The 12,549-nt window shown below is 65.2% G+C and carries 11 protein-coding genes; 9 read left to right on the top strand and 2 right to left on the bottom strand.

Annotated features, from left to right (window positions below; translation table 11 throughout):
* Positions 1–39: 39 nt before the first annotated feature.
* The gene (locus ATB98_RS03625; RefSeq protein WP_066869147.1) at positions 40–915 is read right to left on the bottom strand and encodes a LysR family transcriptional regulator; all 876 of its coding nucleotides are present in this window, start codon (positions 913–915) and stop codon (positions 40–42) included.
* Positions 916–1,143: 228 nt separating this feature from the next.
* Here ATB98_RS03625 and ATB98_RS03620 point away from each other — a divergent pair, with 228 nt between their 5' ends.
* The 8 genes from ATB98_RS03620 to ATB98_RS03585 all read left to right on the top strand — a co-directional run bounded on the left by ATB98_RS03620 (position 1,144) and on the right by ATB98_RS03585 (position 9,927).
* A complete protein-coding gene (locus ATB98_RS03620) occupies positions 1,144–2,472 on the top strand; it encodes a dicarboxylate/amino acid:cation symporter (RefSeq protein ID WP_066869210.1) in 1,329 nt (442 codons plus the stop codon).
* A gap of 127 nt (positions 2,473–2,599) precedes the next feature.
* Positions 2,600–3,421 (top strand): bifunctional allantoicase/(S)-ureidoglycine aminohydrolase, encoded by an 822-nt coding sequence (locus tag ATB98_RS03615; protein ID WP_066869144.1) that lies wholly within the window; start codon positions 2,600–2,602, stop codon positions 3,419–3,421.
* A 260-nt stretch (positions 3,422–3,681) separates the two neighbouring features.
* Positions 3,682–6,135: a DNA ligase D gene (gene ligD / locus ATB98_RS03610; protein ID WP_066869141.1), complete on the top strand. Its 2,454-nt coding sequence runs from the start codon at positions 3,682–3,684 to the stop codon at positions 6,133–6,135.
* 25 nt (positions 6,136–6,160) lie between these two features.
* Positions 6,161–7,042: a non-homologous end joining protein Ku gene (ku, locus tag ATB98_RS03605; protein WP_066869139.1), complete on the top strand. Its 882-nt coding sequence runs from the start codon at positions 6,161–6,163 to the stop codon at positions 7,040–7,042.
* A complete protein-coding gene (locus tag ATB98_RS03600) occupies positions 7,042–8,130 on the top strand; it encodes a tetratricopeptide repeat protein (RefSeq protein WP_066869135.1) in 1,089 nt (362 codons plus the stop codon). Before ku ends, ATB98_RS03600 begins: the two co-directional genes overlap by 1 nt.
* An 87-nt stretch (positions 8,131–8,217) precedes the next feature.
* Positions 8,218–8,865: an alpha/beta hydrolase family protein gene (locus tag ATB98_RS03595; RefSeq protein ID WP_066869132.1), complete on the top strand. Its 648-nt coding sequence runs from the start codon at positions 8,218–8,220 to the stop codon at positions 8,863–8,865.
* Positions 8,862–9,635 (top strand): exodeoxyribonuclease III, encoded by a 774-nt coding sequence (locus ATB98_RS03590; protein ID WP_066869128.1) that lies wholly within the window; start codon positions 8,862–8,864, stop codon positions 9,633–9,635. The genes ATB98_RS03595 and ATB98_RS03590 overlap by 4 nt, the downstream gene beginning before the upstream one ends.
* 91 nt (positions 9,636–9,726) lie before the next feature.
* Positions 9,727–9,927, top strand: a complete 201-nt coding sequence (locus tag ATB98_RS03585; protein WP_066869125.1) for a DUF2905 domain-containing protein — start codon at positions 9,727–9,729, stop codon at positions 9,925–9,927.
* 30 nt (positions 9,928–9,957) lie between these two features.
* Here ATB98_RS03585 and ATB98_RS03580 read toward each other — a convergent pair whose 3' ends face one another.
* Positions 9,958–10,419: a YbhB/YbcL family Raf kinase inhibitor-like protein gene (locus tag ATB98_RS03580; RefSeq protein ID WP_066869207.1), complete on the bottom strand. Its 462-nt coding sequence runs from the start codon at positions 10,417–10,419 to the stop codon at positions 9,958–9,960.
* A gap of 482 nt (positions 10,420–10,901) precedes the next feature.
* Between ATB98_RS03580 and glgA the strand changes: the two genes are divergently transcribed.
* Positions 10,902–12,362, top strand: coding sequence for a glycogen synthase GlgA (glgA, locus tag ATB98_RS03575; protein ID WP_066869122.1), 1,461 nt, complete (start codon positions 10,902–10,904; stop codon positions 12,360–12,362).
* The last annotated feature ends 187 nt before the right edge of the window (positions 12,363–12,549 follow it).

Here is a 12,549-nt window from a genome sequence, read left to right as displayed (position 1 = left end):
CGCGGAGGAGGAGACGCCGAGGCACCCCCAAGCCAGCACTTACGCAAACATCTCCCTCGTCATTTCCAGGAAGCTCGCAACGACCGGACCATGGTTGGGTCGGCTGATGACGTAGACGTCGGCCTCCGGAGCCGGCTCCATGAGCGCGCGATAGACGATGCCGGGCCGCGAGAGATTTTGGATGCATTCCGGAACGAGCGCCACGCCGAGACCCGCCGCCACCAGGCTGGTCAGCGAATAGGACTCCACCACCTCATTGGTGATGTTCGGCACGAATCCCGCCGCCACGCAGCAATCGTGCAGATAGCGGGCAAACCGGGAATCGACGAGCCGGAGAAAGACGAAGCTTTCTCCCTCGAGCGCGGCCAGTTCGATTTTCTCCCGGTCCGCCAGCGGATGGTCTTCGGGCAGCGCAACGCCGACCTTTTCCTGCCAGGCGACCGTCGCGACCAGATCGGCATTGTGGCGGGGCCGGCGCACGAAGCTCAGGTCGGTGCGATGGGCGATGAGCGCGGCCTCCTGTGTCTGCGGGTCCATTTCGTGGATGCGGACGAAGACCCCCGGTGAATGATCCTTGAATCGCGCCACCAGGGTCGAGAGCGGCCCGAGCAACACCGATCCGGTCGTGCCTATGTTCAGCGTTCCGACCTGGCCGGATCCGATGGCGCGCGCCTGGTAGGCGGCGTGCTCGACCTGCCCGAGGATCATCCGCGCATGATTGAGGAAATCGGCCCCCGCCTCGGTGAGCTCGACATTCCGGCTGGAGCGCGCGAAGAGCCGCGTGCCGATCTCTTCCTCCAGGTCCCTGATCTGCTGGCTGAGCGGCGGCTGGGAAATGTTCAGGCTCTTCGCCGCCGCCGTGAAGCTCGCCGCCTCTGCTACGGCAACGAAATAGCGCAGATGGCGCAGTTCCATCGCGGCCTCCTTTCCATATGCTGAACGTCTCGATCAAGTCGAACAATATATTGGACGTATGATCGATCAAGCCCCAACCTTATCCACCACGATCGGCCGGGGTCTTGCGAGGAGGTGCGCGAACCGGGGTCGATGCCTTCCGCCCTTCCCGAACCCTGGCTCGGCGTGGCGGAACATGCAGCAGATCGGCCGAACGGAGCGGCCATCAAGCTTTCTGGGAGGAAGCATATGCGCAAGTTTGGAAAATCCCTGTTCGGGCAGGTCGTCATCGCCCTCGTCCTGGGCATTCTCGTCGGCGTCGTCTCGCCGGAATTCGCATCGCAGTTGAAGCCGCTCGGCGACGGCTTCATCAAGCTGATCCGGATGGTCATCGCGCCGCTCGTTTTCGGCGTCGTCGTTCACGGCATCGTCAGCGCCGGCGACCTCCGGAAGGTCGGGCGCGTCGGTCTGAAATCCCTCATCTATTTCGAGGCCGTGACCACGATCGCGCTCCTCATGGGGCTTGTCGCCGCCTATGTCTTCGGTCCCGGGCACGGCATGAACATCGATCCGACGAGCCTCGACGGCAGCGCCTTGAACTCCTATACGGAGAAGGTTTCCCAGGTCACCGGCACCGTCGACTTCCTGCTGCGGATCATTCCGACCACGGTCGTCGATGCCTTTGCCAAGGGCGACGTGCTGCAGGTGCTGCTCTTCGCCGTCCTCTTCGGCGCGGCCCTTTGCCTCGTCGGCGAGCGCGGCAAGCTCGTCGCGGAGGTGATCGACCAGACGACGCAGGTGCTCTTCAAGGTGATCGGCTTCATCGTCCGGCTGGCGCCGGTCGGCGTCTTCGGCGCCATCGCCTATACGGTCGGCAAATACGGCATCGGCTCGCTGCAGCAGCTTGGCTACCTGCTTGTCCTGCTCTACGCGACGATCATCATCTTCGTCGTCGGCGTGCTCGGCCTCATCATGCGGCTCGCCGGCTTCAGCCTCTTCAAGTTCCTGGCCTATCTGCGCGAGGAACTGATGATCGTTCTCGCGACCACCTCGTCGGACAGCGTTCTGCCCCAGGTCATGCGCAAGCTCGAGCGGTTGGGCATCAAGGATTCCACAGTCGGCCTGGTCATCCCGACCGGCTACTCCTTCAATCTCGACGCCTTCTCCATCTATCTCACCCTCGCCGCCGTGTTCATCGCGCAGGCGACCAACACGCCGCTGGCAGCGGGCGACCTCATGCTGATCCTCGGCGTGGCGCTGCTCACCTCGAAAGGGGCGCACGGAATCCCAGGTTCGGCAATCGTCGTTCTGGCTGCAACACTTTCAGCAATTCCGGTGATACCGGCGATAGGGCTCGTCCTCGTACTGTCGGTCGACTGGTTCGTCGGCATTGCCCGGGCGCTCGGCAACCTGATAGGCAATTGCGTGGCCGCCGTGGTCATCGCGGTGTGGGAGGGCGATATCGACCGCGAACAGGCCCACCGCGTGCTCAACGGCGAAGAGACTGCGGTCGAGCCATCGCCGGCGTTCGACCCTGTCGCGACCTCCGCCCTCGCTCATCCGGCGGGCACGCACTAGATCACGATGATTTCAGGTCTGGTGGACCTGAAATCATGAAGGTGATCGACTCTAATTTGGAGCGGGACGCGAGCGCATTCCGCTCCAACCCGAAGATCGCTCACGGGAGCCTCGTTAGGAAACCAAAATGCAAAAGTACTATTTCCCCGAGGGAGGTCATCCTCCTCAATCAAACCTGCTGACGGACCGGGCCGTGTTCACCGAGGCCTATGCGGTCATCCCCAAGGGCGTTATGCGCGACATCGTGACGAGCTACCTGCCGTTCTGGACGAATACGCGGCTCTGGGTCCTGTCGCGCCCGCTCTCCGGCTTCGCCGAGACCTTCTCGCAGTACATCATGGAGGTCGGCTCCTCCGGCGGCAGCGAGCGGCCGGAAACGGACCCGCGCGCCGAGGCTGTGCTGTTCGTCGTCGACGGCGAATTCCGCCTGACGATCGCCGGCGAATCGCACCGGATGCAATCCGGCGGCTACGCCTTCATCCCGCCCGGCACCGAATGGAGCCTCAGAAACGAGTCGGGCGCCCCGACACGCTTCCACTGGATCCGCAAGGCCTATGAGAGGGTCGACGGCATCCCGCTTCCCGAGCCGATCGTCACCAACGAGCGGGAGGTGAAACCTGCGCCGATGCCGGAGACCGACGGCCGCTGGGCGACGACCCGCTTCGTCGATCCTTCGGACATGCGCCACGACATGCATGTGACCATCGTCACCTTCGAGCCCGGCGGCACCATCCCCTTCATGGAAACCCATGTGATGGAGCATGGCCTCTACGTGCTCGAAGGCAAGGCGGTGTACCGGCTCAACAACGATTGGGTGGAGGTGGAAGCCGGTGACTATATGTGGCTCAGGGCCTTCTGCCCCCAGGCCTGCTATGCCGGCGGACCGGGCAAGTTCCGCTACCTGCTCTACAAGGACGTCAACCGGCATATGAAGCTTGGAGCGGCGTGAGCGGCTGAGCGGCTGTTGTTACCCCCTCTGGCCTGCCGGCCATCTTTCCGACAAGGGGGGAGAAAATCTGTGGCACGCTTCGCGCCTCCACTGGAGCCTTCCGGCTGCCGAAGCGCTTCAATCGAAGGCGGGGGCTCAACCGCGAATCGTCTCCCCCTTGTGGGGGAGATGGCCGGCAGGCCAGAGGGGGTTTGCCGCAAAACTGACCATGGCGGCCGCGGATATTGCGGCCGAGCGGTATAAGCCATAGCCTTGACACGATGGCGACGTCGAAGCTTGAGGCCTACCGCAGGAAGCGGGATTTTTCGAAGACGCCGGAGCCGGTCGGAAGTCCCGCCGGCGACGGCAATCGCTTCGTCGTGCACAAGCACCATGCGACCGCGGACCATTATGATCTGAGGCTCGAGGTCGGCGGCGTGCTGAAGAGCTGGGCGGTTCCGAAGGGGCCGTCGCTCAATCCGGCCGACAAGCGGCTGGCGGTGGAAACCGAGGATCACCCGCTCGACTATATCGACTTCGAGGGCGTGATCCCCGAAGGCGAATATGGCGGCGGCCCGATGATCGTCTGGGATCGCGGCGTCTGGGCGCCGATGGACGATGTCGAGGAGAGCCTGCGCAAGGGTGCCTTCAAGTTTCGTCTTGCCGGCGAGAAGTTGAATGGCGGCTGGATGCTGACGCGGCTGAAGCCCAGGCCCGGCGAGGACAAGGTCCGCAACTGGCTCCTGTTCAAGGAGCGCGATCCTGCCGCCGATGCCTCGCTCGATATCCTCGCCGCCCGGCCGGAAAGCGTCAAAACCGGGCGACGCATCGAGGAACTGGCGGAAGAAGCGAAGGCGCCGCCGAAGCCGGTCAGGCTCAATCCCGGCGCCCTTCCCGGCGCAGTCAAGGGCGCCGCCCCGGAACGCCTCGAACCGCAGCTGGCGACGCAGACGGCCGCCCCGCCGGACGCCGGACAAGGCTGGCTGCACGAGATCAAGTTCGACGGCTATCGCACCATGGCGCACCTCGCCGGCGGCACGGTGCGCCTCATCACCCGCGGAGGGCTCGACTGGACGAAGCGCTACGGCGACCTGCCGGAGGCATTCCGGGGCCTGCCGTGCCGGGATGCGATCATCGACGGCGAAATCGTCGTGCTCGAAGATGGGGGGATCAGCCGCTTCGCGCTGCTGCAGGAGGCGCTTTCCACCGGCGCCGGCAACAAGCTCGTCTTCTACGCCTTTGACCTCCTCCACCTCAACGGCTGGAACCTTTCCGGCGCACCGCTCGAAAAGCGAAAGGCGCTCTTGAAGCGATTGCTTGCGGGCCAAATATCGAGCCGCTCGGCGATCCAGTTCAGCGACCATGTCGTCGGTGACGGGCGCCCGCTCTACGACCAGGCCTGCGCGATGGGCCTCGAAGGGATCATCTCGAAGCGCGTCTCGGCGCCCTACCGGAGCGGCCGATCCAAAACCTGGACCAAGACGAAGGCGCTGCAGACCGGTGACTTCGTTATCGCCGGCTACACGGTGTCCGAGGCCGCAGAGGGCCTGGCGGCGCTGGCGCTCGGCGAATGGGAAGACGGCGAGTTGCACTACCGCGGCAAGGTCGGCACAGGCTTCGACGCCCTGATGCTGAAGCAGTTGCTCGCGCGGCTGCAGCCGCTCCGCGACGGCGCGGTGCCGCTCGAGGGGGCGCCGAAGGAGATCATCTGGGTGCGGCCGGTGCTGAGGGCCCACGTTCACTACGGCAACAGGACGGCGGACAATCTGCTCCGCCATCCCGTCTTCAAGGGGCTGCGCGACGTGGAACTGTCGACACCGGTCGCGGCGTCGCGAAAGCGGCTGATCTCGGACGCCGACCTCGCGGGCATCACGATCACCAATCCGACCCGCCGCCTCTTCGGCAAGTCCGGCGCGACCAAGCTCGACGTCGCCGTCTATTACGCGATGGTCGGCGATTTCATGCTGCCGCATATCCTCGGTCGCCCGGTTTCGCTCGTGCGCTGCCCGACGGGAAAACCTGAAGATTGCTTCTTCCAGCGTCATCCCTTCACCGGCATGCCGTCTTCCGTCGCGTCCTTCCCATCCACCAATGCGGAAGGCGAGGCGAAGTCCTACCTGGCGGTGGAGGATGCAAAGGGATATCTGGCGCTGGCGCAGTTCGGCGTCATCGAATTCCATTGCTGGGGAACGACGCGCAGGCTCCTCGACAGGCCGGACCGCATCGTCTTCGACCTCGATCCCGGCGAAGGCATCGACTGGCGGGAAGTGGTCGAGGCGGCCGTCCACATCAAGGCGGAGTTGGAGGCGCTCGGACTCGTCCCCTTCGTCAAGACCTCGGGCGGCAAGGGGGTCCACCTCGTCGCGCCGGTCGAACCGAGGCTCAACTGGAAGAGGACGCACCAGGCGACGAGCGCGATCGCCGAACGTCTCGTGGCGACCGCGCCCCAGACCTTCACCACCACCATGGGCAAGGGCAACCGCGTCAGGCGCATCTTCATCGACTTCCACCGCAACGCCCGCGGCCACACCTGGGCCGCGCCCTACTCGCTGCGCGCCCGCACGAACCTGCCGGCCTCGACGCCCGTGAGCTGGGCCGATCTCGAAGCTATCGACGCTCCGGGGGATTTGAACTATTCTTCGCTGCCGGGCCTGCTGGCCACATCCGGCGACCCCTGGGCCGATATCGGCGACTTCGCCAGGGAACTGCCGCTTCTATCCGAGACGGGAAAGTAATCGTAGTGCCGCGTAGGAGACCACCATGGCACCCAGGGCAAGTTGGAAAGGCTATCTCAGACTCAGCCTCGTGAGCTGTCCGGTAAGGCTCTATCCCGCCACCAGCACGAGCGAGCGCATCACCTTCAATCAGCTCCACAAGGACACCCACAACCGGATCAACATGAAACCCGTCGATCCGGAGCTCGGCCTCGTCGAGCGGTCCGACCTCGTCAAGGGCTACGAATACGAGGACAAGAAATACATCATCATCGAGGACGCCGATCTCGAGAGGGTCAAGATCGAGTCCACCCACACGATGAACATCGAGGCCTTCGTCGACGAGCAATCGGTCGACGTCATCTACCGCGACACGCCCTATTACCTCGCGCCGGACGGGGCGATGGCCGAGGAGACCTTCATCGTGCTGCGCGAAGCGCTCCGCCGGACCGGCAAGCTGGCGATTGCCCGCCTCGTGCTGTCGAGCCGCGAGAGGATCGTCACCATCGGTCCGCGAGAGACCGGCATGTTCGTCTGCACCTTGCGCAATCCCAACGAAGTGCGCGGCACGGCGGATTATTTCGGCAATGTTCCGGTCGGAAATCCCGATCCGGAAATGCTGCAGCTCGCCGAAGCGCTCATCGAGCAGAAGGTGACGACCTTCGATCCGAAGAAATACGAGGATCGCTACGAGATCGCGCTGATGCAGATGATCCGCGAGAAGCTCAAGGGTCACAAGCCGATCATCGCGCAGGCGCCGGAACGCGGCAACGTCATCAACCTGATGGATGCGCTGAAGGCGAGCCTTTCGCAGGCGAAGCCTCCCGCCAAGAGCAAGCCGAAGGCCGAACCGGCCGCAAAGCCGGCTGCAAAGAGCACCGCGGCCAAGCGCGCGCCGGCGAAGCCCACCGCCAAGAAGAAAGCCTGATGGCGGTTCTCGGCCACACCTTCGGCATCATCGGCACGCTCGCCGCCTTTCCACGGCGGCAGGTGGCGCGCGCGGTCGAACGAAAGGGCGGGCATCTGCGCCGCGGCGTAACCCGGCAGACCGCCTTTGTCGTCTTCGGCCGCAGCCTGCTTGCCAAACCAGGCGAGGCCGAGATCGAGGCTCGTTTTGTGGGCCTCGCCGAGAGTGGCCGGCGCGCGCTCAGCGAGAACGGCTTTCTTCGCCTGCTCGGCCTCGCGACTTTGCCGGTAACCCCGGCGCTGACCCGGCAGTCGCTGATCGACCAGTCGGGGCTTTCCCCGCGCCATCTCGACCTCTTGTCGCTCTTCGATGCCTTCGAGCACGACAGCGAACCCTATTCGTTCCGGGACCTGATCCTCGCCCGGAAATATGCGGGCCTCATCGCCGGCGGCGCCGGCTGGAGCGCGATCGCGCGCTCGGTCCATCGCTCCGGGAACGTCGCCGCGCTCACGGCGCTGTCGCTGCACCACGACGGCACCGACACGATCTATGCGCGCCGCGCGGAGGGGCTGAGCGAACTCGACGGGCAATTGCTGCTCGATGTCGCAACCCCCGACGATGTCGAGCTCGAGGACCTGTTCGCTCGCGCCGAAGATGCCGAGGCGGCGGGCGACTACGACGAGGCGGCCGCGTACTACCAGCGCTATCTCGCCATCGACCGCACGGACTCGGTCGCCGCCTTCAACCGCGCCAATTGCCTGAAGGCCGCCGGCCGCGAAGCGGAAGCGGCGCACGACTATGCGCGCGCCATCAAGCTCGATCCCGCCTTCGTCGAGGCCTGGTTCAACCTCGCCGGCCTCATGAGCGAGCGCGGCCGCACCGACACCGCCCGCCGGCACCTGGCGAAGGCGATCGAACTCGACGGCGACTACGCCGATGCGGTCTTCAACCTCGCCAAGCTGGAGTTCGATGCCGGCAACCTCGCCGAGGCGCGCCGCTGGTGGCTGCGCTATCTCGAGCTCGACCGCGACTCCGAATGGGCGCGGACCGCCGAACGCGGCGTGCAATTCGTGAACCTTCATCTCCTTCCTGCGGCACGGCGCGTCTGACCGGATCCGCCGGGATTGCTGCAGCGTTTTCGATCATCGCGTGACCCGTTACGGCTGAGTGGGCACGCGACAGGACGGTTGGCTTGAATGGACGCAAAATTTCTTTTCGACGGGCCCGACGATGCGCCCGTCACCATTCTCCTCGCACACGGCGCCGGCGCGCCGATGGATTCGGCCTCGATGACCGCGACCGCAAAGGCGCTTGCCGCCGCGGGCCTTCGCATCGCCCGCTTCGAATTCGGCTATATGGCGGCGCGGCGGAGCCTGGAGGGCCGCAAGCCGCCGCCCCGCGCCGAGACGCTCAATCCGGAATACCGCGCGGCCGTCGCCGCGCTCGGCGCCGACGGCCCGCTCGTGATCGGCGGCAAGTCGATGGGCGGGCGCGTCGCGAGCATGGTCGCCGACGACCTGCTCGCCGACGGACGGATCGTCGGACTCCTCTGCCTCGGCTATCCCTTCCATCCGCCGGGAAAGCCGGAGCAGCTTCGCACGAAGCACCTCGCCGACCTCAGGACGCCGACGCTGATCTGCCAGGGCACCCGCGACGAGTTCGGCACCCGTGCCGAGGTCTCCGGCTACGAGCTCTCCGACCGGATCGAAATCCTCTGGCTCGAAGACGGCGACCACGACCTCAAGCCGCGCAAGAGCATCTCGGGCTTTTCCGCCGCCGACCACCTGAAGACGGTGGCCGAGACGGTGGCGCGGTGGGCGGTCTCCCGAACTGAGCCTCGATGAAGATCGCCACCTTCAACATCAACGGCGTGAACAAGCGGCTCGACCATCTCCTGGCCTGGCTGGCGGCCGCCGGGCCCGACATCGTCTGCCTGCAGGAGCTGAAGGCGACGGACGGCGAGTTTCCGAAGGCGGCGATCGAGGCGGCGGGATACGGCGCCGTCTGGCGCGGACAGTCGGCATGGAACGGGGTTGCGATCCTCGCCCGCGGCTGCGAACCGGTGCTGACGCGCGCGGCGTTGCCGGGCGACCCCTCCGACACACAGAGCCGCTACATCGAGGCCGCGGTCAGCGGCATCCTGATCGCCTCGCTGTATGCGCCGAACGGCAATCCGCGGCCAGGGCCGAAATTCGACTACAAGCTCGCCTGGCACGAGCGCCTGAAGCGGCATGCCGCCGAATTGTTCGCGACCGGCCTGCCGGTGATCCTTGCCGGCGACTACAACGTGGTGCCGGAAGCGCGCGACATCTATCCAACCCGCTCCTATGACGACAACGCGCTCGTCCAGCCCGAAAGCCGCGCCGCCTTCCGGGCGCTGCTCGATCAGGGCTGGCTCGACGCGCTGCGCAAGGTCCATCCGGAGGACCGGCTTTTCACCTTCTGGGATTATCGCCGCCTTCGCTGGCAGCGCGACGCGGGCCTGCGCCTCGACCATATACTTCTCAGCCGCAAGCTCACCCGCCGGCTGAAGGGCGCCGGCATCGACCGCGAGGTGCGCGGCCGCGACGGGGCAAGCGACCATGCGCCGGTCTGGATCACGTTGCGGGATTAGACAGGGGGGTGTGTTCTCTTCCCGCGTTGATCTTCATTCGCCGGCCGGGCAAAGGGTGCAACTGCCGCAACCGCTTCCCATATTTGAAACCATGTCCCGCATCCTGATCATCATCGGGCTCATCATCGTGGCGATCGGCATGGCCTGGCCGTGGCTCGCCCGGCTCGGCCTCGGCAGATTGCCGGGCGACATCCTGATCCAGCGCGAGAATTTCACCTTCTACCTGCCGATCACGACGGGTCTCATCGTCAGCGTCGTGCTTTCGCTGGTCCTGTGGCTGATCAACCGATGAACCGGCGCCGGAAGTCGACAAGGATGCAGGCTAACCCTCGTAGGTGCCGACGAGCACCGCTTCCTTGATGAGATGCTTGCACGCTTTCTTCCAGGCCTCCGCCGCCCCGACGTCCTCGGGAATCGTCAGATGGTCCACATCGAGGGCCGCAAGCCTGAAGCGGTAATGGTGCACGCCCGTGCCCGGCGGCGGCTGCGGCCCGTCATAGCGGGCGTTGCCGAAGTCGTTCCTGATGAACTTGATGGCATGTTCCGGCCCGGTGTCGACGGCTTGCGCAAGCTCGGTCCAACCCCCGGGAATGTTGATGATCCCGCAATGGCGGAACAGCCCGCTCACCGCATCCGGATCCTCGACGACCAGAGCAAGGCTCTGCGTCCCTTCCGGCGTGCCGGTCCATTTGAGCGGCGGGAACAGGTTCTCGCCGCGGCGGGTGTATTTCTTCGGGATCGGCTGACCCTCGGCGAATGCGGGGCTGATCAAACTGAAAGTCATCATCTGCCTCCTTCCATGATGGTCGGCGGACATGAAAGGCACCGCCGCCTGAGATGCGAAAGCAGTTCGTGGCGCGACGTTGCATGTTGCGCGCTCCTCGGCTGAAGCGCCAGCGTCCGCTGCACGGATGATCAAAAAAAGCCTCGCCGAAGCGAGGCTGACAAGACGAACCAGCATAGGAGTGACCGCCAGGGAGCCGATGCCGTCATCCACTCCGTGGGATCGAGCATTGAAACTTCAAACGCGCAACAATGTTCCACGACGGCAGCGAAAATCCGCATTAGCGGGGCGGCGGCGAGGCCCTGCGGAAGGCCTCTTGCAGCGCAGCATAAGGACGGCCGCTCCCGTTCGCTGCCCGGGTCGCAGGCCTCGTCAAAAATTCCCCGCACGACCGGAACTTTGAGGGTCGTGATTGTGTTGATTGGGGCAAGTCGGCGACGATGAGGCTGGGCGCAGCCAACCCAATCCCCGGAACATGATCGATGAACATACTCTCCGTGACGGCCGAGATATTTCCGCTGGTCAAGACCGGTGGGCTTGCCGACGTCGCGGGATCGCTCCCCAAGGCGCTGAGGGCCCACGGCATCAATACGCGCAGCATCGTTCCGGGATATCCCGCCGTCATGCGCGCCTTGCGCGGAACGTCGGTGGTTTCGCAGTACGACGATCTTTTCGGCGAGCGCGCCACGCTGCTGGCGGCAGAGCCCGACGGATTGGAGCTCTTCGTGCTCGACGCCCCGGCCTTCTTCGACAGGCCCGGCCCTCCCTATACCGACCGGAACGGTCGGGAATACGAGGACAACTGGAAACGCTTCGCCGCTCTCTCCCTCGTCGCATCGCAGATCGCAGCCGGCCTGGTGGCGAACTGGCGTCCGGACATCATCCACGCGCATGACTGGCACGCCGCACTGAGCCTCGTCTATCTGAAATACGCCGGCAACGGGTCGATCCCGCGGATCATGACCGTCCACAACATGGCCTTCCAGGGGCAGTTCCCCGCCTACCATTTCCGCAATCTCGGCCTGCCGGACGAAGCCTATTCGATCGACGGCGTCGAGTACTACGGCGACCTCGGCTATCTGAAAGGCGGGCTGCAGGCGGCCGACGCGATCACGGTCGTCAGCCCCACCTATGCGCGGGAAGTCATGTCGCCCGCCTTCGGCATGGGGCTCGAAGGCGTGATGAACGCGCGCCACGCCGACGTCGTCGGCATCGTCAACGGCATAGACATGGACGTATGGGATCCGGCGTCGGATCCCTACATCGATCAGACCTATTCGGCGCGCACGCCGCTGCGACGCCTGCCGAACCGGCAGGCGCTGCTCGATCTCTTCGGCCTGGAGAATACGAGCGGGCCGGTCTTCGCCAGCGTCAACAGGCTGACATGGCAGAAGGGCATGGACCTTCTGGCGGCCACCGCGCGGGAAATCGTCGAGGCCGGCGGCACGCTGGTCGTCCAGGGCGAGGGCGACGCCGGGATCGAGCGCGCTTTCCTGGAGCTCATGCGGCGGTTTCCCCACCGCGTCGGCGTCCGGATCGGCTTCGATGAAGCGCTCGCCCACAGGATCCATGCGGGAGCCGACGCCATGCTCGTTCCCTCGCGCTTCGAACCCTGCGGCCTGACGCAGCTCTACGCCTTGCGCTATGGCTGCGTGCCCGTCGTTTCCCGCACCGGCGGCCTGTCGGAAACGATCATCGATGCCAATGACGCCGCGCTTCACGCGCAGGTCGCCACCGGAATACAATTTGCCCCCATCGACGCGCATGGATTGCGGCTGGCGCTGCGCCGCGCCTTCAAGCTCTTCCGGCGCCGGGGCGACTGGGAGGGGCTGCGCCGGCAGGGCATGAAGACGGACTGCTCCTGGCATCGCAGCGCCGCCAGATATGCCGAGCTTTACGGCGAACTGTTGAACCCCGACATCCGCCTCGCCGGCAGCGCCTGAAGCATATTGCAGTCAGGCGGCATCACCTGACGTCGCATAAATGCGGCAAGAACAGACAGATAGAACGCCGGCCGCGGGTCATTCGCAACGGTGATGAATCGATCAGCAATGGTGCATGGATCGCATCGCCGGAATGTGCCAATGGATGCGCGGCGGAAAACCGCCTCGCGCCCTCCCGAAGGAACAT

It is taken from the genome of Sinorhizobium saheli, from assembly GCF_001651875.1.
Classification (GTDB): domain Bacteria; phylum Pseudomonadota; class Alphaproteobacteria; order Rhizobiales; family Rhizobiaceae; genus Sinorhizobium; species Sinorhizobium saheli.
Note: the sequence above shows the minus strand (reverse complement) of the source record. Positions and strands in the feature narration are given on the sequence as shown.